At 71.9% G+C, this 22,013-nt stretch carries 18 protein-coding genes; 7 read left to right on the forward strand and 11 right to left on the reverse strand.

Annotation, left to right across the window (positions count from 1 at the left end; translation table 11 throughout):
* The 5 genes from G3I78_RS25490 to G3I78_RS25510 all read right to left on the reverse strand — a co-directional run.
* On the reverse strand, positions 1-861 hold an 861-nt coding region (locus G3I78_RS25490; RefSeq protein WP_164428521.1), incomplete at its 3' end, for an ATP-binding protein.
* 68 nt (positions 862-929) lie between these two features.
* On the reverse strand, positions 930-1,256 hold the full coding sequence (locus G3I78_RS25495; protein ID WP_239158041.1) for a hypothetical protein: 327 nt from the start codon (positions 1,254-1,256) through the stop codon (positions 930-932).
* Between the two features lie 118 nt (positions 1,257-1,374).
* Positions 1,375-2,526 (reverse strand): VCBS repeat-containing protein, encoded by a 1,152-nt coding sequence (locus G3I78_RS25500; RefSeq protein WP_164428523.1) that lies wholly within the window; start codon positions 2,524-2,526, stop codon positions 1,375-1,377.
* Between the two features lie 196 nt (positions 2,527-2,722).
* Positions 2,723-3,244 carry a hypothetical protein gene (locus G3I78_RS25505; RefSeq protein ID WP_275424844.1) on the reverse strand — a complete coding sequence of 174 codons (522 nt, stop codon included), beginning with the start codon at positions 3,242-3,244 and terminating at the stop codon, positions 2,723-2,725.
* Positions 3,245-3,654: 410 nt separating this feature from the next.
* Positions 3,655-4,332, reverse strand: a complete 678-nt coding sequence (locus G3I78_RS25510) for an ANTAR domain-containing protein (protein WP_203615544.1) — start codon at positions 4,330-4,332, stop codon at positions 3,655-3,657.
* Positions 4,333-4,778: 446 nt separating this feature from the next.
* On the opposite strand from G3I78_RS25510, the gene G3I78_RS25515 reads away from it, so the two are divergent.
* The 3 genes from G3I78_RS25515 to G3I78_RS25525 all read left to right on the forward strand — a co-directional run bounded on the left by G3I78_RS25515 (position 4,779) and on the right by G3I78_RS25525 (position 8,177).
* Complete coding sequence (locus tag G3I78_RS25515; protein WP_164428525.1) at positions 4,779-5,720, forward strand: anti-sigma factor RsbA family regulatory protein; 942 nt, start codon at positions 4,779-4,781, stop codon at positions 5,718-5,720.
* A gap of 94 nt (positions 5,721-5,814) precedes the next feature.
* Entirely contained in the window at positions 5,815-6,702 is an 888-nt protein-coding gene (locus tag G3I78_RS25520; protein ID WP_239158042.1) for a shikimate dehydrogenase, read from the forward strand.
* A gap of 77 nt (positions 6,703-6,779) precedes the next feature.
* Positions 6,780-8,177 carry a 3-deoxy-7-phosphoheptulonate synthase class II gene (locus G3I78_RS25525; RefSeq protein WP_164428527.1) on the forward strand — a complete coding sequence of 466 codons (1,398 nt, stop codon included), beginning with the start codon at positions 6,780-6,782 and terminating at the stop codon, positions 8,175-8,177.
* A 15-nt stretch (positions 8,178-8,192) separates the two neighbouring features.
* On the opposite strand, the gene G3I78_RS25530 is transcribed toward G3I78_RS25525, so the two are convergent.
* A complete protein-coding gene (locus G3I78_RS25530) occupies positions 8,193-9,335 on the reverse strand; it encodes an acyltransferase (protein ID WP_164428529.1) in 1,143 nt (380 codons plus the stop codon).
* A gap of 264 nt (positions 9,336-9,599) precedes the next feature.
* On the opposite strand from G3I78_RS25530, the gene G3I78_RS25535 reads away from it, so the two are divergent.
* From G3I78_RS25535 to G3I78_RS25550, 4 genes are read left to right on the forward strand one after another with little or no spacing between them, the layout of a single operon-like run.
* Positions 9,600-11,102 (forward strand): FAD-dependent oxidoreductase, encoded by a 1,503-nt coding sequence (locus tag G3I78_RS25535; RefSeq protein ID WP_164428532.1) that lies wholly within the window; start codon positions 9,600-9,602, stop codon positions 11,100-11,102.
* Between the two features lie 40 nt (positions 11,103-11,142).
* Positions 11,143-12,408, forward strand: coding sequence for a cytochrome P450 (locus G3I78_RS25540; protein WP_239158043.1), 1,266 nt, complete (start codon positions 11,143-11,145; stop codon positions 12,406-12,408).
* 4 nt (positions 12,409-12,412) lie between these two features.
* Positions 12,413-12,634, forward strand: coding sequence for a ferredoxin (locus G3I78_RS25545; RefSeq protein ID WP_164428534.1), 222 nt, complete (start codon positions 12,413-12,415; stop codon positions 12,632-12,634).
* Between the two features lie 37 nt (positions 12,635-12,671).
* Positions 12,672-13,466 (forward strand): DUF2306 domain-containing protein, encoded by a 795-nt coding sequence (locus tag G3I78_RS25550; RefSeq protein WP_203615527.1) that lies wholly within the window; start codon positions 12,672-12,674, stop codon positions 13,464-13,466.
* 74 nt (positions 13,467-13,540) lie between these two features.
* On the opposite strand, the gene G3I78_RS53230 is transcribed toward G3I78_RS25550, so the two are convergent.
* The 5 genes from G3I78_RS53230 to G3I78_RS25575 all read right to left on the reverse strand — a co-directional run bounded on the left by G3I78_RS53230 (position 13,541) and on the right by G3I78_RS25575 (position 22,012).
* Positions 13,541-14,635, reverse strand: coding sequence for a Gfo/Idh/MocA family oxidoreductase (locus G3I78_RS53230; RefSeq protein WP_343243842.1), 1,095 nt, complete (start codon positions 14,633-14,635; stop codon positions 13,541-13,543).
* A 96-nt stretch (positions 14,636-14,731) separates the two neighbouring features.
* Positions 14,732-16,219, reverse strand: coding sequence for an MFS transporter (locus G3I78_RS25560; protein ID WP_164428536.1), 1,488 nt, complete (start codon positions 16,217-16,219; stop codon positions 14,732-14,734).
* Positions 16,220-16,407: 188 nt separating this feature from the next.
* Positions 16,408-18,036 (reverse strand): bifunctional 3-(3-hydroxy-phenyl)propionate/3-hydroxycinnamic acid hydroxylase, encoded by a 1,629-nt coding sequence (locus G3I78_RS25565; protein WP_164428537.1) that lies wholly within the window; start codon positions 18,034-18,036, stop codon positions 16,408-16,410.
* Positions 18,037-18,049: 13 nt separating this feature from the next.
* On the reverse strand, positions 18,050-18,847 hold the full coding sequence (locus G3I78_RS25570) for an arylamine N-acetyltransferase (protein ID WP_164428539.1): 798 nt from the start codon (positions 18,845-18,847) through the stop codon (positions 18,050-18,052).
* Positions 18,848-18,898: 51 nt separating this feature from the next.
* Complete coding sequence (locus G3I78_RS25575) at positions 18,899-22,012, reverse strand: type I polyketide synthase (RefSeq protein ID WP_164428541.1); 3,114 nt, start codon at positions 22,010-22,012, stop codon at positions 18,899-18,901.
* Position 22,013: the final 1 nt, after the last annotated feature.

Raw genomic sequence — 22,013 nt, forward strand, 5'->3', positions numbered from 1 at the left:
TTCGGCCGCCGCGAGGTCGGCGGCCGGGTCCGGGAGCCCGGCGGCGCGCAGCACGGTGAGGCTCGGGCGGGCGGCGGCGCTCGCGGTGAGCAGGGTGCGCAGGGCCGGTTCGGGCAGGGCCCGGGCCGGGTGCAGGAGTTGGGCGCGCAGTCGCGGAGGTATCCCGCCGCCGTGCCGGGCCGCCCGGCCCAACTCCCGCGCGTACAAGGGGTTTCCGGCGGCCGTCTCCTGGACCGTCCGCAGCGCCGCCGGGGGCAGGTCGGTGCCGAGGTCGGCGCGGACGAGGTGGGCCACCTCCTCGTCCGTCAGGGGCGGTACGGGGAGTTCGAGGGTGCCGGGCGGGCAGCAGCGCAGGCGTCGCGGCTGCTCGCCGTCGGGTACGCGCTCGGCGGCCAGCACGCGGATTCCGAGTCCGTCGAGCCGGCGTACCGCGAAGGCGAGCACCTCGGTGGTCGGGTCGTCCAGCCACTGGAGGTCGTCAAGAGCCAGGAGTACAGGGCCTGTTGCCGACAGGGCGCGCAGGGCGTCGAGGACTCCCAGTCGCAGTGCGAGGCGGTCGCGGCCGGCCTCCGGTTCCCGGCCCCGCAGCAGGGCCGCCTCAAGTGCCGCCCGGGGCTCGGGTGTCAGGGACCCCAGGCAGTGCTCCGGCACCCGCGCGAACAGGTCCACCAGCCCGGCGAACGGGAGCCCGGCCTCCTCCTCGGTGGGCGCGCAGCGCAGGACCGTACCGGGCGCGGCGGCGGTGAGGGCGGTGAGGAGCGTGGACCTGCCGATCCCCGCGGGGCCGTGGAGGAGTACTCCGGGCTCCGACCCGACGGCGTCGAGAAGCGCTCGGCGCCCGGTCAGCGGGTGGGTTCCCATGGGGTTCCAGCAGGTCGGAGCATGTGTTCATGACAACTCCGCTGGATCGCGGTTGTCAATGACTCAGGTCACCCCGCCGCGTCGGCCTCCGCCCTGCGCGTCGGCGCCCCCAACGCCCAGAACAGGACGCCGAGAAGCATGAACCCGGCGAGCGGGACGGCCTCGGTCAGCAGGTACTTCCAGCGTTCGGCGTGGGTCCAGCCGTCGGGGGCGTAGTCCGCGCCGAACCAGTGGTCGCCGAGGCCGGGGGCGATCAGCTGGACGCCGGCGAAGAGGACCAGCAGGGTGAGGACCGTGCTGATCGTGCGGGGGAGCGGTGCTCGGTAAGGGCGGGGCGTCTGCGGGGACGGTACGGGTGGGATCCGGCCATGATCTGCACCACCGCGGGAGGCCACAAGCGGTCCTGTACAAGTCTTGACCATCACTTTTCCGCACACTTGTCCGACCGGGCGGGCGCCGGAGGCAGGACCGGGCGCCGGAGGCGGGACCGGGCGCCGGGCCCTATGCGGGACGTCAGGCGCAGGTGCCGGTGAAGACGTCCACCTCGTCGGCGCTGCTGCTCGCCACCACGAGGTCCTGGACGCCGTCGGAGGTCAGGTCGGCGGCGTCGGCCTCGTAGGCGCCCGCGGCGGTGAGTTCGGTGACCTCGGCGCCGTCCTGGTAGACGGTGACCGAGCTGCCGCTCAGGGAGGAGACGAGCAGGTCGTCGGTGCCGTCGCCGTCCAGGTCGGCCGAGTTGACCGAGACCGGCAGGGCGGGGGTGGTGAGGTCGGTGGGGTCGCCGAAGGTGCCGTCGCCGTTCCCGGCGTAGATCTCCAGGGTGTTGGAGCCGTTGCTGACGGCCGCCAGGTCGGTCTCGCCGTCGCCGTCGAAGTCGCCGGAGGTGAGGGAGTAGAGGCGGGAGACGCTGTCGTACTCGGTGACGTTCCCGAAGGTGCCGTCGCCGTCGCCGAGGGCCACGCTGACGCCTCCGGCGCTCGCCACGCTCGCGGTCGCGATGTCCAGGTCGCCGTCGCCGTCGAGGTCGGTCAGGACCAGGCCGTGCGGGCGGGACACGGTCACGGTCTCCAACTCCGTGGTGAACGCGCCCGATCCGTCGCCCAGCAGCAGGCTGACCCCGCCGCCGGACTCCTCGGCCACCGCGATGTCGAGGTCGCCGTCGCCGTCGACGTCACCGGGGACGAGGGAGCGGGCGCCGGCGCCGACGGTGTACTGCGTGGCCGCCGCGAAGGTGCCGTCGCCCGCGCCGAGCAGCACGCTGACCGTGCCGCCGTCGAAGTCCGCGGTGGCCAGGTCGGCGTCGCCGTCGCCGTCGAAGTCGGCGATCACGGTCTGGTACGGCTTGTCCCCGACGGCGTACTGCTTCGCGTCGGCGAAGGTGCCGTCGCCGTTTCCGAGCAGGACGGAGAGGGTGTCGGTGTCGTTGTCCGCCGCTACGACGTCCTCGGCGCCGTCGTTGTCGAGGTCGCCGGTGATCACGTGGCGGGGGTTGTCGCCGACCTGGGGCGCGGTGTCGGAGAGGGCGTAGGAGCAGGTGGCGTCCGCCGTGGACCGGTCGGACTGGGATGCGGAGGCCGCGGCCACCACTCCGGCGGCCAGGGTCAGGGCGCCTGCGGTGGAGAGGGCCAGGACGTGCCGGGTCCGGTGCTTCCTGTGCTTGCTCATGGGCGGGTGGAGGTCCTTCCGTGGACGGTCGGCGGCGGACGGCACCGGGGTGGCACCGGTCGCCGCCGACGGCGGGCGGTTTCCCGTCAGAGCAGGGGAACTTAGGAGCCCGGGCTGTGATTCACGTGTCACGGGACCGTGGTTTCGCACAGGGAATGCGGGTTTCGCGTGGAGAAAGTCGGTCGGGCTCGGTGGGTCATGCCGTGGGGAGTTCGGCGCGCAGGGTGTCGCGCAGGTGGCGCAGGTCGTCCGCGGGGCGGCCCAGGCCGTTGAGGCGCAGTCGGGCCGCCTCCGTGCGGGCGACGGGGTGGACCGTGAAGGCCAGGTTCAGCGAGGTGCGGAGCATCCACAGGTCGTAGGCGAGGAGACAGGCCGCGCGGGTCCGGGCCGCCGCCAGGTCCGGGTCGGGGAGCCGCAGGTCCTGGAGCCGGGTCCGCAGCCGGTGCAGCGCGATGCTCTGCCGCCCGCAGTCCCGGGCGGTGCCGCGCGACACGGGACCGGGTTCACCGCACGCGGCGACCGCCTCGTCGGCGGGGGTCTGCGCGGCTACGGCCTCGTCCAGGACGGCGATCAGGGCTTTCAGCTGGTCGCGGCGGGAGGGGTGGGTGGGGTCGGCGGGGCCGCCGGGGCCGGTGGGGGGTGGTCTGCGGGGTGGACGGAGGCGGCGACGGAGGTGGCGACGGAGGGCGGTCAGCCAGGGGGTGGGGAGGGTGGGCATGGGGGCTCTTCGGGGTCGGCGTTGGAGGGGGCGGGGCGGGGTGCCTGCCGGCGTCCGAGCGGCGCGTTCCTCCAGTGTGCGCCTCGCTCTCCGACCCGGATCCGCCGTGGTGAGGCTTGATCGGGTGTTCCCAGGGGTAGTTCTCCTCCCCCGGGAGTAGCGGGAGAGCGGTCTCTCGTCCTGGGGAGGCAGGGCAGGTGTCTCCGTGGGCACGATGTGCGGCGGACCTGTGCGGGACAGGCTGGTTGGTGTCGGGGAACAGATGTCCAGGCCCGAGGAGGGCGTCATGAACCGTCAGACCCGTGTTCGCGTCATCCGTCGGCCCTCCTCCCGTGACCCGCGGCTGCCGGACATCGACCGCAGGACACCGTCGGGGCGACTCCTGCCGTATTGATGGGGACCGCGACCGGTCAGTGCAGGCACCGGTCGATCGCCGTCCGCAGGGCCGCCCGGAGTTCCGGCGAGGGGCGCGGCCCGCTGTCGCCGACGTCGGCCGTGACCATCGCCGCGACCTTGCGCAGCTTGGTGTTGGAGAGCTGGGAGGCCTCGCGCAGCACGTTCCACGCCTGCTCGGAAGAACAGGTGTGGGTGGCCATCAGAATCCCGCGGGCCTGGTCTATGACCGGCCGGGTGACGATCGCCCGGCGCAGTTGCGCGACCTCCGTGCGCAGCAGGTCCAGCTGCTCCGCGTGCTCCAGGACGGCCACGGAGGGCGCGGGCTCCGGAGGGGAACCGGGAGCCGCGCTGTGCAGCGGGTCGTCCGTGTCGAGGCCCGCCATCTCCAGGACGCGGCGCGGCTGTCCGTTGAAGCGGGTCGCCCGCACCGGCACCCGGTTGCAGTGCCCGTAGCTGTCGAGCAGCTCCAGGAACTGAAGCCCCGCCGTGTCCATGAAGAACACCCCGACCATGTCCACATCGACCCGGCTGGTCCCGTCCGGCAGTTCGGACAGGCTCCTGGCCAGGGTGTCCGCGCAGCCGTGCACCAGCTCCCCGCGCGGGACGAGCACGGCACGGTCCTCGACCGTCCGGCCGTCGATGGTCAGGGTGTTCAGTCGCCCTGCGAGCGATGTGTGTGCCGCTGAGCCCATGTCCGCCTCGCTGCTCCCCACAGTCGTCACGACATCGAGTCACCGGTCCCCCCCGAACCGCGGCGGTGAACGTGACCGCCCGGGATCCGGCGATGCTGGAGTGCGCCTGCCCGCCCCGCCGAGGACTACACCCGGCGCATCGGGGAATGACGCGGGCCCGCCGGGGGTAAACGCGGTCTCGTCGGGACGAGTGCCTGTGTCGGGACGAGTGCCCGCGGCAGGACGGGCGACCGTGTCGGGATGAGTGCCTGTGTCGGCACGGACGACCGCGTCGGGACGAGCGCCCGCGTCGCGCGTCGATCGCACAGTCGGCGCGGGAGACTTTTCGGGAGGGGAGACGTATCGGAACAGAGACCGTCCGAGCAACAGTGGGGAGTCGGTGTGGACCTTCGGCACCAGGCGCCGCGGCGCGGGCCTTCGGCGAACCGCGACGGGGTGAACCCGCCGTGAGCGCCGGACACTTCGCGCACCCCGCCCTGTTCTACCGCGACGAGCGGGAGTACCTCGCCGGCGTCGTGCCCTTCGTGCGCAAGGCGCTCGCCGCCGGGGAACCGGTGACCGTGGCCGTGCCCACCGAGAACCTCCGGCTGCTGCGCGAGGAGATCGGCGCCGACGACGCCGTACGCTTCCTCGACATGCGGGAGGCCGGGCGCAACCCCGGCCGGATCATCCCCGGTGTGCTGCGCGCCTTCGCCGACGTCCAGCCGCCCGGCACCCCGGTGCGGATCGTCGGCGAACCGGTCTGGGCCGGGCGCACCGCCGCCGAGTACCCCGCCTGCGTCCAGCACGAGGCCCTGATCAACGCCGCCTTCCAGGGCCGTACGGCGACGATCCTGTGCCCGTACGACACCCGCCGCCTCGATCCCCGGGCCGTCGCGGACGCCCACGCCACCCATCCCGTGATCGTCGACGCGGGTTCCGGGCGGGAGCGGGACAGCGACGCCTACGACCCCGAGGGCGTGATCGCGCGCTACAACACCCCCTTGCCGCCCGAGACGGACGCCCTTTCCGCCCTCCCCGCCCTCTCCGTCACCTTCGCCGCCGAGGAACTCGGCGAGGTCCGGCACCTCGCCGTCGGCGAGGGCGCGCGGCACGGACTCGGCCGGCCGCGCCTCGACGACCTGGCGCTGGTCGTCGCCGAGCTGACCACCAACAGCGTGGTGCACGGCGGCGGTTCGGGCACGCTGCGGGTGTGGGCGGCGGACGGGCACGTGCTGTGCGAGGTGCGCGACAAGGGGCACCTCACCGACCCGCTGGCCGGGCGCAGACCGCCCGTCCGGGACCGGTGCGGCGGACGCGGCCTGCTGATGGTCAACCTCCTCGCCGACCTCGTCCGCGTCCACACCGGGCCCGAAGGCACCACCGTCCGCTGCTGGTTCGCCCGCTGACCCGGGCGGTGTCAGGGGGGACTCAGGGGCTCCCGGACACCGCCCGGCGCGCCTACGGTCGTGACGTCCCGGCCGCGGCGGAGAACGGGGAGACATGGACGCCGTACGCAACGAGATGGACGCCGTACGCATCGAACAGGCAGCCGCGCGACCCCCCGAGCGGCCGGTCCGGCACCTTGAGCGGCCGGCCGCGGACGCCCCGCACATCACCGGCACCACACGCCTGTACGCCGTGCTCGGCGACCCGGTGCGCCAGGTCCGCGCGCCCGCGCTGCTCAACCCCGTGTTCGCGCGGCTCGGGCAGGACGCGGTTCTGGTGCCCGTCGAGGTGGGGGCGGCCGAACTGCCGTACGTGATGCGCGCCTTGACGGCCGTACGCAATCTGGACGGGCTCCTCGTCACCGTGCCGCACAAGCAGGCGTGCCACCAACTCGCCGACTCCGTCACCGAGTCCGCCGCGCTCAGCGGGTCGGTCAACGCGCTGCGGCGGCGGCCCGACGGCGGCTGGGAGGGCGCCAACTTCGACGGCGAGGGGTTCGTACGGGCCCTGCGCGGCGCCGGACACGAACCGCGCGGCACGACGGTGTGCCTCGCCGGGGCCGGTGGTGCCGGGTCGGCGATCGCGGTGGCCCTGCTGCGGGCCGGCGCGCACCTCACCGTGTGGGACGCCGACGGGCCCCGCGCGAGCGCCCTCGCCGCCCGGCTCGCCCCGCACTTCCCGGACCGGATCACCGCCGCCCCCGGGCACCTCGACGCCCGGCTCGCCGTCAACGCCACCCCGATGGGCCTGCGCCCCGAGGACCCGCTGCCCTTCAACCCGGCCGCGCTCGCGGCGGGTACGACCGTCGCCGACATCATCATGAAACCGCGCGAGACGGCACTGCTGCGGGCCGCCGCCGAGGCCGGCCTTCCGGTGCTGTACGGGGAGCCGATGCTGGCCGAACAGATCGCGCTGTACGAGGAGTTCTTCCAGCTCGGCTGAGGCCCGCCTGCGATGGTGGGCCCCCGGTTACCGTCGAGTGGCCCGGTGCCGGGTCCGCGCTGCCTACCGTCCTGCCCATGCCTCCACTCATACAGACCACCGGACGCACCACCGGCGGCGCCCCGGCCGCCGTACTGCCCGCCGCCGTGGCCGCACGGGTCGACGACGCGCTCGCCAGGCCCGCCGCCCAGCAGCCCGCATACCCGGACCCGGCACGGGTCGACGAGGTGCGCTCCGCCCTGCGGCGGCTGCCCTCGCTGGTCCTGCCCGGCGAGGTCGACCGGCTGCGCCGGCGCCTCGCCGACGTCGCCCACGGACGGGCCTTCCTGCTGCACGGCGGGGACTGCGCCGAGACCTTCGAGAGCAACACCGAGGACCATGTGCGGGCGAACATCCGCACCCTGCTCCAGATGGCCGTCGTCCTGACCTACGGCGCGAGCCTGCCCGTGGTGAAGGTCGCGCGGATCGCCGGGCAGTACGCCAAGCCCCGTTCCAAGCCCGCCGACGAACTCCAACTCCCCGTCTACCGCGGCGACATCGTCAACTCCGCCGAACCGACCCCGGCCGCCCGGGTCGCCGACCCCGGCCGGATGCTGGAGGCGTACGCCCACGCCGGCGCGAGCCTCAACCACGTCCGCGCGATGACCGAGTCCGGCCTCGCCGACCTGAGCCGGGTCCAGGGCTGGAACCAGGACTTCATCCAGGCATCCCCGGCCGGGGAGCGCTACCGCGCGCTGGCCGCCGAGATCGACAGCGGGCTGCGCTTCATGAAGGCCTGCCGCGCCGACCACCGCGCCCTGCACACCACCGAGGTCTACGCCTCCCACGAGGCACTGCTCCTCGACTACGAGCGGGCCCTGCTGCGGGACGTCCCCGACGAGGACGGCGGCTCGGCGCTGTACGGGCTGTCCGGGCACTTCCTGTGGATCGGCGAGCGCACCCGTGACCTCGACGGCGCCCACATCGCGCTCGCCGCGCAGCTCGCCAACCCGGTCGGGCTGAAGATCGGGCCGGGCACCGCGCCCGAACTCGCCGTCGAGTACGTCGAACGCCTCGACCCCGACCGGGTCCCGGGCCGGCTCACGCTGATCTCCCGTATGGGGCGCGAGCGGGTCCGGGACGTCCTGCCGGGGATCGTGGAGAAGGTCACCGCGCTGGGGCACCGGGTGGTGTGGCAGTGCGACCCGATGCACGGCAACACGCATGAGACCGCCAGTGGTTACAAGACCCGGCACTTCGACGACATCGCCGACGAGGTGCGGGGGTTCTTCGAGGTGCACCGGGAGCTGGGGACGCATCCTGGTGGGCTGCACGTGGAGTTGACCGGGGATCCAGTCACCGAGTGCCTCGGCGGGGCGTGCGAGCTGGACGACTCTTCGCTCGTGGCCCGGTACGAGACGTTGTGCGATCCCCGGTTGAATCCTGAGCAGTCCGTGGAACTCGCCTTTCTTGTCGCCGAGTTGATGAGGGGGTGACGTCCCGCCGTGGGGCTAGCGGATCTCTGTCGGCTGAAGCGCCGTCGTGGCTGGTTGCTGCGCAGATCCCCGCGCCTCTGCGGGGCGCTTCTTGCGGCCCCAGTACTTCATTGCCGGCGTCTCCACACAGGCGTACAGGAACCAGCCCGCCAGCAGTGTCGCCGCGAACATGCCCAGCATGACCAGGACCGCCACCGGGGTGCTGTACGTCGCGTTGCCCAGTACCGCCTGGCGGCCCCAGAAGATGACCACTCCCTGGCAGAGGTAGAAGCCGAAGGAGACGTTGCCGAGCCAGACCATGATCTTGCCGGACAGGTGGGTGCGGAGGCCGCGGACGTCCGCGTCGGCGACCGCGGCGATGGTGACGCCGAACGGGACGATGGTCGTGGCGACCATGTTGAAGGGCGCGGGGACATACGTCGCCGCCACATAGCCGGCGACGAGCAGCGCGGCCACCCACACCGCGCGGACCCGCGGCCAGCGGTTCGCGATGACGATCCGGGCGAGCAGCATGCCGAGCACGAACTCGAACATCCGGGTGGGCGGGAACGTGTAGTTGAACCAGTTCTGGGTGGGGGAGAGCGGGATGTAGGCGTTCCGCGGGGTGTCGGGCAGCAGGTACACCGTCACCAGGCCGACGCCGACCGTCGCCGCCACGGTCGCCCCGGCCCACCACCACAGCCGCTCGGCCTTGATGCGCCGTACGCCGAGCAGCAGCAGCGGGAAGGAGAGATAGAACAGCAATTCCGCGCAGAGCGACCAGGACGGCGCGTTCACGCTCATCTGCGTGGTGAAGTCGTTGATCCATGAATTCACCAGGAACAGATTCGGCAGCCAGGTCCGCATCGGCGTATAGGCGGACGCGAAGAGAATCATCGCCGCCGCCCACATCACCACATGGTTGGGGAAGATCTTCACGAGCCGGCGCCGCCAGTAGGCGGTGACCTTCTCCCCGGGCTTCACCGACCAGGTGATGACGAATCCGCTCAGCAGGAAGAAGAAGGAAACCCCGAGATATCCGGCCGGCAGGAAGAACTTCACCAGGCCCTGCGCCAGGTCCTGGTCGGCGAACGGATTGACGGGCCCGCTGGGGTCGACCGGCCCGATGGGCTGGAGCGAGTGGATGAAGAACACGAGGAGCGCGGGGAAGAAGCGCATGCCTGTCAAGGACGGAAGCGGTTTCCGGGTGTGTATGTGCGGGCCGGAATCCACATCCGGCATGGTAGCGGTCACGGTCTTCTCCTGATTCTCCCTGATGGTGAATTCGTCGCTCGGAGCCTAGACCCGGCCGTCGCCGAGGGGCACCCGTACATTCCCGCAGGGGCCGTTGACCCGTGAAATCAGGGGGTGGTTAGGGGAATTCAGTGGAGCCTCGCAGCCCATAGCGTTCTCGCGTATTTAACGCGGAATACCGGAGGAAACATGCTTGATCGAAGGAACCTGCTCCGCGCCGGTGGTGTCCTCGCCGCGTCCGCGGCGACGGGCGCGGCCGCCGCCAAGTCGGCGTCCGCCGCCATCCGTGCCACCGGCTCCGCGCCCGACTGGGCGGGGCTGCGCGCGGCGCTGACCGGTGACGTGGTCCTGCCGGGCGATGCCGCGTACGAGTCCGCGAAGCAGCTGGCGATCGGCGAGTTCGACGCGCTGCTGCCGCAGGGTGTCGTCTACGCCGAGACCGCGCAGGACGTGCAGAAGGCCGTCCGGTTCGCCGCCGACAACGGCGTCCGGCCGCGGGTGCGCAGCGGCGGCCACAACTTCCTCGGCTGGTCCTCCTCCGAGGACGGCTTCATCCTCGACGTGCGCCGGCTCAACCACGTCACCGGCGGCGGCTCGCCGACCGTGCACGTGGGCCCCGGCACCTGGAGCATCGAGGCCACCAACGCCCTCAAGGCCCACAACCAGCAGCTGGTGACCGGGACTTGCCACGACGTGGCGGTCGGCGGCTTCCTCTCCGGCGGCGGACTCGGCTTCCAGAGCCGCGGCTTCGGCATCGGCTCCGACCGGGTCGTCTCCGCCAGGGTGGTGCTCGCCGACGGCCGTCTGGTCACCGCGAGCGACATCTCCAACCCCGACCTGTTCTGGGCGCTGCGCGGCGGTGGCGGCGGCAACTTCGGTGTCGTCGTGGACTTCGAGGTCCGCCCGATCGAGGCCCCGCGCATGGTCTTCTACGAGCAGGTCTGGGACTGGGCCGACGCCGAGAAGTTCCTCACCGCCTGGCAGCAGTGGTACGTGAACACCCCGCGCCGCTCCAACGGCCAGGTCATCGTCATCCAGCCCGACGCCGGCTCCGGCAACCCGCCGATCGTCCTCCAGCAGGGCGCCTACTACGGCACCAGGGACCAGGCCGACACCGGCCTCGCCGAACTCGCCGCGCTCGTGGGGGCGAAGCCGGCCACCAGCCGCGTCCTCGACCTCCCCTTCAGCGACGGCATGCAGTACGTCTACGGCCTCGCCGAGGGCGGCTCCCACCCGCGCACCCAGTGGCAGCGCATGCGGGCCCGCCTGGTCAGCAAGCCGCTCGGCAGCTCCGGAACGGCCGCCGCCCTCAAGGCCTTCGAGGCCGACCCGCGCGCCGGCCAGACCCGCTACCTCAGTTTCATGGGCCTCGGCGGAGCCGTCGGCGACCTCGCCCCCGGCGCCACCGCCTTCGTGCACCGCAGCGCCCTCTTCCACATCGGCTACGGCGTCGCCCTGGCCAGCGCCAAGCCGGCCGCGGAGGACTCCGGTGCCGCCGTCGACTGGGCCACCAAGGGCTTCACCGTCATCGACCCGCTGTCCGACGGCGAGTCGTACATCAACTTCCCCGACAAGTACCTCGGCGGCTGGCAGCACGCCTACTACGGCTCCAACCACGACCGCCTCAAGGCGCTCAAGCGGGCCTACGACCCGTGCCGCCTCTTCGACTTCCCGCGCGCCATCGGCAACTGACGATCCATCAACTCCCCGTCACAGAAAGGGCGACCCTCCCATGACGGTCACCGACGACCACGCGAACACCGAGTCCGGCCAGGCCGCCGTACCCCCGCCCGGCTGCCCCATGCACCAGGTCATGCAGTACCCCTTCGGCGAGCCCGTCGCCACCGACCTGCACGAGCGGTACGCCGAGGTGCGCGAGGAACAGGCCCTCACCCGCGTCGACATGAGCTACGGCGGCGAGGCCTGGCTCGCCACCCGGCACGCCGACATCAAGCTGGTCCTCGCCGACCCGCGCTTCAGCCGGGCCGCCACCGTCGGCAAGGACGTGCCCCGGGTCCGCAAGGCGTTCGAGGAGCAGAACATCGTCTCCATGGACGACCCCGAGCACGCGCGGCTGCGCAAGCTCGTCGCCAAGGCGTTCACCGTGCGCCGGGTCGAGCAGATCCGCCCGCGCGCCCAGGAGATCGCCGACGAACTCCTCGACAAGCTGCTCGCGTCCACGGACAACACCGGTGACCTGGCCGCCCAGTACGCCTGGATGCTGCCCATCACCGTGATCTGCGAGATGCTCGACGTGCCGCTGGAGGACCACTACAAGTTCCGCGGCTGGATCGACACCTGGCTGACCATCGGCGACGAGCACACCCTTGAGGAGATGAACGAGGCACGCTTCGAGAAGCTGCCCGAGTACATGTCCGCGCTGCTCGCCAAGCGCCGCGCCGAGCCCGGCGACGACCTGCTGTCCGCGCTGGTCGCCGCCCGCGACGAGGAGGACCGGCTCAGCGAGGAGGAGCTCATCACGATGTCGATCGCGCTCCTCGCGACCGGCCACCACACCACCGCCAACCAGCTCGCCAACCACCTGTACATCCTGCTCAGCCGCCGCGAGGAGTGGGAGCGCCTGGTCGCCGAGCCGGAGCTGCTGCCGACGGCCATCGAGGAGCTGCTGCGCGTCACCCCGCTCAGCCCCTACTCGGAGAACACCCGCATCGCCCTGGAGGACATCGAGGTCGGCGGGCAGCTGGTCAAGGCCGGCGAGGGCGTCATGGTCTTCCCCGCGGTCGCCAACCGTGACCCGAGGGTCTTCGAGCGCCCCGAGGAGCTCGACCTGACCCGCTCCCACAACCCGCACATCGCCTTCGGCCACGGCATCCACCACTGCCTGGGCGCCCCGCTGGCCCGCCTCGAACTCCAGGTCGCGCTCGGCACGCTGCTGCGCAGGCTGCCCGGTGTGGAGCTCTCGGTGCCGGCCGAGGAGGTGCCGTGGAAGCGGGACCACGTGGTGCGCGGTGTCGCCGCGCTGCCGGTGCGGTGGTGACGCCGTGAGCTGGCTGATCGAGGTCGACCGGCGCGCCTGCATGGGCGCCGGGCTGTGCAACGGCTCGCTGCCCGACCGCTTCACCCTCGTGAGCGGCAAGGCGCAGCCCGTCGAGTCCCGTATCGAGCCCGACGACGACGTGCTCGACGCCGCGGACTACTGCCCCTACCGGGCCATCAACATCATCGACCAGGCGACCGGCCAGTCCCTGGCCGCCACGGACTGACCCGGCCCTCGGGGCTCGGGGCGGACAGGAGTACGGCGTGACGATCACGACGACGGACCGGGGGCGGCCGTCCCCGGGCGGGCCGGGGGAGGACTCGGCCGCCGACGGCCAGGAGGCGGGGCCGCGGTGGTGGCGGCGGCCCTGGGTGGGGCCGTTGGGGCTGGTGGTGGCGGTGTTCCTCGCCATGGGGATTCCGCGCTATCTCACCTTCGATCCGGCGGATTCCAAGATCCCGGCGAACCCGCAGTACCCCTGGCACTACCCGGTGCTGGTGGTGCATGTGCTGTGCGGCACCGTCGCCATCGTGACCTGCTGTCTCCAGGTGTGGCCGGCCCTGCGGCAGCGGTATCCGAAGGTGCACCGGGTGAGCGGGCGGCTGTACGTGGCCGCCGGCGTGCTGCCGGGCGGTGTCGCGGGGCTCGCGGTGGCGTACGCCAGTCCCTCGGGGCTGTCCATGCAGATGAGCACGATGACCACGTCGGTCCTGTGGATCGGTACGGCGGTGGTGGGGCTGCGGATGGCTCGGCAGGGGCGGATCGCGGACCATCGGCGGTGGATGGTGCGGAGCTTCGCGCTGACCATGTCGATCGTGGTGAGCCGGGTGCTGGGGGTGGTGTACGACCACACGATTCTGCCGCCGCCGGGTGCCGGGGCCGATATCCCCTCGTTGATCGCCTGGGGGCAGGAGCGGGCCGGGTTGGCGTCCTGGCCCGGGTGGATTCTGCCGCTGTTGATCGCCGAGTGGTGGCTGGTGGAGCGGGAGGCTTCGGCTCGGCATCGGGCGCGGGTCCGTCGTGGCTTGTCGCGCCCACGCGGCGGAGCCGCACATTAGATACGGCCCCGCGCCCCTGAAAGCCCGAAGAGGCCGTCTCCTCAAGCAGGAGGCGGCCCCTTCGGGTTGCCCGATCAAGGCAGGATCACTCGGCTGCCCGTCTTCGCCGACCTCTTGATCGCGTCCAGCAAGTGATGGGTGCGGGCCGCCGTCGAGAAGTCCGGGCCGGAAGAGGTGCCGGTGCGGATCGACTCGGCCAGGTCCTTGTAGACCTGGGCGACGTTGCTCACCGGGGACGGAGTGCCCAGCAGGGGGCGGTACTCCGCGGGGACCGTCAGCGGGGTCGCCGGTGTGCCGTTCGCCGTCTCGTGGGTCAGGGTGAACCGGGGTCCGACCAGGGAGTCGTCGGAGGAGACCAGGACCAGGCGGCCCTCGCGGCCGTGGACCTCGATGCGGAAGCCGTCGCCGCGGGGGCCGCCCGTCATGAAGTGGGCCGAGCCCGTCGCGCCCGTGTCGAGGAGGCCGTTGAGGGCGATCTGGTCGGGGGAGGTGACGTCGAGCGGGGAGCCGGTCTCCTCCATCGTGATGCGGTCGATCCTCGTCGTCAGGGTCGCCGAGACCTCGGTGAACCGGCCCACCGCGTACTGGAACATGTCCAGGGAGTGGCCGCCCACCACGGCGACGTGGTTGACGCCCTTCGTCTCGTCGAAGAGGGCCGCGTACCGCTGCGACCAGACCTCCGGAGTGGAGAGGGAGTACAGCAGGGTCGCCGACAGGACCTCGCCGATCAGCTGCTGCGCCAACAGGTCGCGCAGCAGCCGTACTTCGGGGTGGTGGCGGCTCTGGAGGCCCACCGCGTGCCGTACGCCCGCCTCCCGCGCCGCGCGGGCGAAGCGCTCGGCGGTCGGTGCGTCCAGGGCCAGCGGCCACTCGCTGTAGACGTGCTTGCCCGCGGCGATCGCCGACTCCACCAGGCCGTCCCGGGAGGGGAGTTGGACGGCGATCGTGACGAGGTCGACGTCCGGGTCTGCCATCAGGGCCGCCGCGTCGTCGTACGCCCGGTCCGCGCCCCAGACCCCGGCCGCCGCCCGCGCCGAGTCCATGGTCCTGCCGGCCACCGCCGTGATCTCGAAGTCGTCCAGCGCCGACAGGGCCGGCAGATGGATGTTGCGGCCCCACCCCCGCTCGGCGTGTGCGCCGACGACTCCCACTCGGATCCTGTCCGCCACGTCAATTCCCCTTGAGTGCTCTGAGTTTGCGTACACAAGTGTCGGAGCGCGACCGGTCGTCCCGGTCACGCTCCGACGGGTTGGTGAGCTGCCGGGTCAGATGTGTCCGACCGTGGGCGCCGCCTCCGGCGCCACCTCGGCCGCCGGTGCCCCGGCCTGCTCCGCCGCCGGCTGCTTGGCGTCCCGCAGCACGAAGAACGTCACCAGCCAGGCCACGAACACGAACCCGGACGCGCACACGAACGCCAGACTGTAGCCGTCGCGCAGCGCCTGGATCTCCGGACGGCCCTCGTCCAGCAGCGAGTTGCTGTGCGAGGTGGCCACCGTGGCGAGGACCGCGAGGCCCACCGCCGCACCGGCCTGCTGGGCGGTGTTGTTGAGACCGGAGGCCAGGCCCGCGTCCTCCGGCTGCGCGCCCGACATGGCCCGCATGATGACGGCCGGGACCGTCAGACCCATGCCGAAGCCCTGGACGACCAGGGTCGGTGCCACATGGACCCAGTAGTCGCCGTCGACCGGGGCCATGCTCAGCCACAGCAGACCGACACCGAGGAACAGCAGACCGGTCAGCAGGACCCGGCGGGTGCCGTAGCGGGCGACCAGCTTCGCCGTGAAGAACAGCGACATCGTGCCGATGACCACCGGAGCCGGCAGGAACGCGAGGCCGGTCTGCATCGAGTCGAAGCCCAGCACCCGCTGGAGGTAGAGGGCGTTGAGGAACTGGAAGCCGAAACCGGCCGAGAACACCAGCACCACCGCGATGTTGGCGCCGACGATCTCCTTGCTGCGGAAGATCCGCAGCGCCAGCAGCGGACGCTCGGCGGTGGCCTGCCGCCACACGAACCCGGCGAGCAGCGCCACCGACACCGCGCCGTACAGCGACAGTTCACCGGCGCTGAACTTGTCCTCGGACACCTGCGAGATGGTGAAGACGCCCAGGGACAGACCGGCCGTCACCAGGACCGCGCCGATCGCGTCCGCGCCCGCCTTCAGACCGAGACCCGGCTGCTCGGCGAGCAGCCTGAGACCGAACAGGAGGGTGACCGCGCCGATCGGCAGGTTGATCAGGAACACCCAGTGCCAGCCGAAGGTGTCGGTGATGACACCGCCCGCGATCAGACCGAGCGCGCCGCCGCCCGCGGACACGAAGCTGTAGATGCCCATGGCCTTGGCCTGCTCGTTCGGCTCCGGGAACAGGCCGACGATCATGCCGAGCACCACCGCGGACGCCAGCGCGGCGCCGACGCCCTGGAGGAAGCGGCCGGCGATCAGCATCTCGGAGCTGCCGGCGACACCGCACACCAGGGAGGCGACGGTGAACACGATCAGACCGGTCAGGAAGACCTTCTTGGTGCCGATCAGGTCGCCGAGCCGGCCGGAGAGCAGCAGCAGTCCGGCGAAGGCGATGAGGTAGGAGTTCACCACCCAGGACAGGCCGCTCTGGGAGAAGCCGAGCCCGTTCTGGATGGTCGGAAGAGCGACCGTGACGATCGTCCCGTCAAGGATGATCATCAGCTGCATCGCGCAGAGGATGGTGAGCGCTAGACCTCGCGGGGTGCGGGCCTGTGCTGTCGGGGGGGTCATCACTCACTTCTTTCGTCGTCACATCGTGTTCGGGTCTCGGACTGTGCGCTCGCTGCCGACGCCAGGTCTTCGCGCCCGCGCGTGGATCAAGTACGCCACGCCGGTGGCCACCGACCGGCAACCGAGCGGTAATCGTGCAGGTGGGAAGGGGTGTGGGGGTGTTCTCGCGGGTCCTCCCCGAGGTCGTTTCACACGGCAGCCAGAGCGGGCCGGAGACAGTCGCGCAGGGCGTCCACCAGGGCGCCGGTCGCGGGGCCGCCGGAGGTCGCGCCGAACACATAGGTGTCGGGCCGCACCAGCACCCCGCGCGCCCCGACGTCCTCCAGATAGCCGCCCAGGGTGCCCTCGGTGTCGACCACCGAACCGGGCGGCACGCTCGCCGGATCGGTGCCCGCCGGCAGCAGCCGTACGAAACGCGTCCCCAGGGAGTCGAGGAACGCCGACTGGCCGGCGTCGAGGTCCTGCCGGGGATCGTCCAGGGAGACGAACACGAACCCGCGGCCCACCGCCTCGTCGAACAGGCCCGACCCGGTCGGTGCCGCGACCCTGGGCTGCGGGGCCTGGTCGCCGGCGCCCGGACGCCTGCGGCCCTTCTCGTCCCGCCACACCAGGCCCTTGGTCAGCGGCTGGAACGGTGACTGCTGCGGGCGGGCCAGCTTCCGCTCGCGGGCCGCGATCATCACCGCGTCCCGGTCGGCGGCGGCCTTCGCGTCGGTCTGGCAGATCACCTTGCCGAGGTTCACCGACATCCCGATGGCGTGCTGCACATGGGCCCGCCGCTCCTCGGCGTAGGAGTCGAGCAGCGCCTCGTCGCACCGCCCGGCCAGCACCAGATCCAGCTTCCAGGCCAGGTTGGCGGCGTCCCGGAACCCCGAGCTCATGCCCTGGCCCGCGAACGGCGGCATCAGATGCGCCGCGTCACCGGCGAGCAGCAGCCGCCCGTCCCGCCAGTGCCGGGCGGTCGCGGCCTGGAAGGTGTACACCGCGTGCCGCTCCATGATCCCGTCGGCCGGCGTGACGCCGTACCACTCGTCGAGCAGCCGCCAGGCGGTCTCCCGGGTGTCCATGTCCGCCTTGCGCTCGCCCGGCAGCAGCATGAACTCCCAGCGCCGGTGCCCTGGCCCGGCCGACACCTGGGTGCGGGGCCGGACCGGGTCGCAGATCTGGAGGTTGTTCGGCACGAACTCGCGCCGGTCGTGCAGCACCAGGTCGCAGATCAGCCACTCGTGGTGGAAGCCCAGGTCGTCGAAGTCCGAGCCGATCGAGCGCCGTACGAAGCTGTTCGCGCCGTCACAGCCCACGACCCACCGGGCCCGCAGCCGCCGCCGTACGCCCTCGCCGTCCTCGACCTCCAGCTCGGCCCCGTCAGCGGTCCGGGTCAGCGCCGTCGCCACGTGGCCGCGCAGCACCGTCAGGTTCGGCAGCCGCTTTCCGTACGCGATCAGCGCCTCCTCCAGGCCCGGCTGGTACATGGAGGTCGACTCCGGCCAGCCGTTGCGCCCGTGCACCTCGGCCGCGTCGATGGAGACCAGGTCCAGGCCCGCGCCGTTGCGCCAGGTGTAGTCGCCGGACGGCTCGCCGAACGACGCCAGATGGTCCGCGACCCCGGCCGCCGCCAGGATCCGGGCCGCCTCGCCGTCGAAGGCCACCGCGCGCGGCATCGTGTACGGCCGCGGGTGCCGCTCCACGACGACCACCCGCCGCCCGCGCCGCGCGAGCAGGTTCGCCAGCACCTGGCCCACCGGCCCGTACCCCACGACCAGCACATCGGCCGTCCCGTCCGGCCACCAGTGCGGCCCGGCCGTCGCCTCGCTCATCGTCCGCCCTCCCTCAGGCGGCCGCGGGCGCCGGGGCCCGCAGCAGGATGTCGTCGAGTACGGCCTCGAAGTCGTCCTTCTTGACCAGCACCCGCACCCGCTCCACGCCGTCCTCGACGATCAGCAGCCGGCGCCCGGTCAGGGTCATCTGGCCGTTCTCCAGGGCCCGTCCGCGGATGAACGTCACATGGGCGGCGAGCATCTCCGCGTACGCGTCCAGCGTCGGGTTGTCCGCCTGGAGCCACTCCGAGAACTCCCGCGGCCGCAGCAGGAACCGGTGGATCACACCCCACTCGCCGCCCCGCGCCCTGCGCTCCAGGTAGTGGAAGCCGTCGTCGCCCGCCAGCACCCGGAACTCGCTCCCGTACTGCTCCTGCGGCTCGGACGACACCCGCACCGGCTCCAGGAGCGAGGGACCCGAGTAGCCGACGTCGGCCAGGTACCAGTCGCCGTCGATCCGCACCCCGTTGAACAGGTGCTCCATCTCCGGCCCGTACGACCCGTCCGGCCCCCGCACCCCGGCCGAGAACACGACGACCTCGAAGCCGAGCCGGGTCAGCAGCGCCCGGAACAGCCCGTTGAGTTCGTAGCAGACGCCACCGCGCCCACCGATCACGACCTCCTTGTAGACGGCGTCCAGGTCGATGTCGACGCCGTCCCAGATCGCCGTACCGCGCGCCTCGTTGAGGAAGTTGTCGAACGGCAGGGCCATCATGTGCCGCTTGTGCAGCACCCTCAGGGTGTCGAGGGTCGGCTCGGGGCGGGGGCCGGTGTGACCGAGCCTCGCCAGGTAGTGGTCGATGTCGAACATCGGTGAAGTCCTGTCTGTGAAAGGGCAGTTGATGGGTGGGCGGCGGCTGGGTCAGGCGGCCACGGTCAGTTCGCCGAGCAGATAGTCGGCGACCATCCCGGCCGTCGGCTGGTCGAACAGGAGCATCACGGGCAGCTCGCGGTCGAGCGCCGCCCCGAGCCGGTTGCGCAGCTCCACCGCCGTCAGCGAGTTGAAGCCGATGTCGAAGAACCCCTCGTCGCTGTCGATCGCGTCCGCCGTGGCGTGCCCGAGCACGGCCGCTGCCTCGGCGAGCACCAGATCGAGCAGCGCCCCGTGCCGCTCACCGGCGTCCAGCGCCGCGAAACGGTCGAGGAACGAGTCCTGGTCCTGGGGGTCGGTCGCCATGTCGCTCTCCTGGTAGAGGGTTTCGAGGTCGTCCCCGTCCGCGGGGCCCGTCGGCCGGAGCTGCTTCAGCCAGTAGTGGCGGTGCTGGAAGGCGTAGGTGGGCAGCCCGGCCACCGGCCGTGCCGGCGCGCCGAGCACCGCGCCCCAGTCGACGCCGACACCGCGGACGTGCAGCTCGGCGAGCGAGGTGAGCAGCCGGGCGGGGGTGTCGTCCCCCCGGCGCAGGGTGCCCACGACGACGGAGGGGGAGCCCGGCCGGGTCTCGGTGGCCTGGGTGAGGGGGGTGGTCAGGACCGGGTGGGCACTGACCTCGACGAAGGCGCGGTAGTCGTCCGCGATGAGCGCTTCGACGGACTCGGCGAAGCGCACCTGGTGGCGGAGGTTGTTGTACCAATAGCCTCCGGTGAGCGGGGTGTTGTCGTCGAGCCAGGCCGCCTGGTACGTGGAGTACATGGGGATGGCGGGAGCCTGCGGGGCCAACCCCTCCAGCAACTCGGCGAGTTGACCCTCGATGCGTTCGACGTGGCTGGTGTGGGAGGCGTAGTCGACGGGGATCTTGCGGGCCCGGACACCGGCTTCGTTGGCCGTCTCGTACAGGTCGTCGAGGGCGTCCGGGTCACCGGCGACGATCGTGGACGCGGGACCGTTCACCGCGGCGATCTCGATACGGCCGTCGTATTCGGAGATACGGTCCTGGGCTTCGGCCAGCGGGATGGGCAGGGACATCATGCCGCCGAGCCCGGCGAGGTGCTGTCCGATGGCCTGGGAGCGGAGGGTGACGATGCGGGCCGCGTCGTCGAGGGTGAGGGCTCCGGCGATGTGGGCTGCGGCGATCTCGCCCTGGGAGTGTCCGATGACGGCGTCGGGGCGGATGCCGTGGTGCTGCCACACCCGGGCGAGGGAGACCATGACGGCGAAGGAGGCGGGCTGTACGACGTCCACGCGGTCCAGGCCGGGGGCGTCTTCGAGTTGTCGTACGACATCGATGAGCGACCAGCCGACGTACTTGCCCAGTGCCTCGGCGCAGGAGCGCATCGACTCGGCGAACACGGGCTCGGTGTCGAGGAGTTGGGCTCCCATCCCGGCCCACTGGTGTCCCTGGCCCGGGAAGACGAACGCCACCTTCCCGTCCACGTCCGCCGTGCCGGTGACGAGGTGGGCCGCCGAGGCGGTCTCCGTCAGGGCCTTGAGACCGGTGGCCAGGTCGCCGGGGTCCGTGCCGATGACGACCGCGCGGCGGTCAAGGTGGGCGCGGTGGAAGGCGAGGTCGCGGGCCACGGGGAGCGGGTTCTCGGTGAACGGGATCAGCTGCTCGGCCTGGGCCCGCAGGGCGGCCTGGTTCTTCGCGGAGAGGAGCCAGGGGACCGTGGTGGGGGTCCGGGCGGGGGTCGGGGTCAAGTCCGGCTGGTCGGGGGCCTGTTCGATGATGACGTGGGCGTTGGTGCCGCTGACGCCGAAGGAGGAGACGGCGGCCCGGCGGGGGCGGTCGGTGGTCGGCCAGTCGCGGGTCTCGGTGAGGAGTTCGACCGCGCCTGCGTTCCAGTCGACCTTGGTGGAGGGCTGGTCGACGTGGAGGGTCTTGGGGAGGATTCCGTGGCGGATGGCTTCGACCATCTTGATGATTCCGGCGACTCCGGCGGCGGACTGGGCGTGGCCGATGTTGGACTTCAACGAGCCGAGCCACAAAGGCTGTTCAGCGGCGCGTCCCTTGCCGTAGGTGGCGAGGAGTGCCTGGGCCTCGATCGGGTCGCCCAGTGTCGTGCCCGTGCCGTGCCCCTCGACCGTGTCGACGTCGGCGGGGGAGAGACCGGCGTTGGTGAGGGCGGCGCGGATCACCCTTTGCTGGGAAGGGCCGTTGGGGGCGGTGAGGCCGTTGGAGGCGCCGTCCTGGTTCACTGCCGAACCGCGGACCACGGCAAGGATCGGGTGGCCCAGGCGTTCGGCGTCCGAGAGGCGTTCCAGGGCGAGGACTCCGACGCCCTCGGCCCAGCCGGTGCCGTCGGCGGCGTCGGCGTACGCCTTGCAGCGGCCGTCCGTCGAGAGGCCGCGCTGGGTGGAGAACTCGACGAAGACACCGGGTGTCCCCATGACGGCCGCTCCGCCCGCGAGGGCCATGTCGATCTCGCCGCCGCGCAGCGCCTGCATGGCCAGATGGACGGCGACCAGGGAGGAGGAGCAGGCCGTGTCGACGGTGACGGCCGGGCCCTCAAGACCGAGGGTGTACGAGACCCGGCCGGAGGCCACGCTGCCCGAGTTGCCCGTGCCGAGGAAGCCCTCCAGGCCCTTCGGGGAGAACTCCAGGCCCGGCGCGTAGTCGTGGTACATCACGCCCGAGTACACGCCGACCCGCTCGCCCTTGAGCCGGGTCGGATCGATGCCGGCCCGCTCGAAGGCCTCCCAGGACGTCTCCAGGAGGAGGCGCTGCTGGGGGTCCATGGCGAGCGCCTCACGGGGCGAGACCCCGAAGAAGGAGGCGTCGAACTCGCCCGCGTCGTGCAGGAATCCACCCTCGCTGACGTACGACGTCCCGGTGCGCTCGGGGTCCGGGTCGAAGAGGCGTTCCAGGTCCCAGCCGCGGTCCTCGGGGAAGCCGGAGACCGCGTCACGGCCCTCGGCGACCAGCCGCCACAGCTGATCAGGGGTGGTGACCCCGCCGGGCAGCCGGCAGGCCATGCCGACGATCGCGATCGGCTCACGGGCGGCCCCCGCGATACGCCGGTTCTCCTGCTTGAGGCGTTCGTTCTCCATGAGCGAGGCGCGCAGCGCCTCGACGAGCTTGTCGCTGGGCGTCGTACCCATC

This window comes from Streptomyces sp. SID13726 (genome assembly GCF_010548375.1).
GTDB lineage: Bacteria > Actinomycetota > Actinomycetes > Streptomycetales > Streptomycetaceae > Streptomyces.

Excerpts from the sequence above, each read along its gene's own strand:
- G3I78_RS25565 (WP_164428537.1), bottom strand. The coding sequence starts at position 18,036 with ATGAGCGAGGCGACGGCCGGGCCGCACTGGTGGCCGGACGGGACGGCC.
- G3I78_RS25525 (WP_164428527.1), top strand. The coding sequence starts at position 6,780 with ATGCCTCCACTCATACAGACCACCGGACGCACCACCGGCGGCGCCCCG.
- G3I78_RS25535 (WP_164428532.1), top strand. The coding sequence starts at position 9,600 with ATGCTTGATCGAAGGAACCTGCTCCGCGCCGGTGGTGTCCTCGCCGCG.
- G3I78_RS25520 (WP_239158042.1), top strand. The coding sequence starts at position 5,815 with ATGGACGCCGTACGCAACGAGATGGACGCCGTACGCATCGAACAGGCA.
- G3I78_RS25530 (WP_164428529.1), bottom strand. The coding sequence starts at position 9,335 with ATGCGCTTCTTCCCCGCGCTCCTCGTGTTCTTCATCCACTCGCTCCAG.
- G3I78_RS25575 (WP_164428541.1), bottom strand. The coding sequence starts at position 22,012 with ATGGGTACGACGCCCAGCGACAAGCTCGTCGAGGCGCTGCGCGCCTCG.
- G3I78_RS25570 (WP_164428539.1), bottom strand. The coding sequence starts at position 18,847 with ATGTTCGACATCGACCACTACCTGGCGAGGCTCGGTCACACCGGCCCC.
- G3I78_RS25505 (WP_275424844.1), bottom strand. The coding sequence starts at position 3,244 with ATGCCCACCCTCCCCACCCCCTGGCTGACCGCCCTCCGTCGCCACCTC.
- G3I78_RS25500 (WP_164428523.1), bottom strand. The coding sequence starts at position 2,526 with ATGAGCAAGCACAGGAAGCACCGGACCCGGCACGTCCTGGCCCTCTCC.
- G3I78_RS25540 (WP_239158043.1), top strand. The coding sequence starts at position 11,143 with ATGACGGTCACCGACGACCACGCGAACACCGAGTCCGGCCAGGCCGCC.
- G3I78_RS25510 (WP_203615544.1), bottom strand. The coding sequence starts at position 4,332 with ATGGGCTCAGCGGCACACACATCGCTCGCAGGGCGACTGAACACCCTG.
- G3I78_RS25560 (WP_164428536.1), bottom strand. The coding sequence starts at position 16,219 with ATGACCCCCCCGACAGCACAGGCCCGCACCCCGCGAGGTCTAGCGCTC.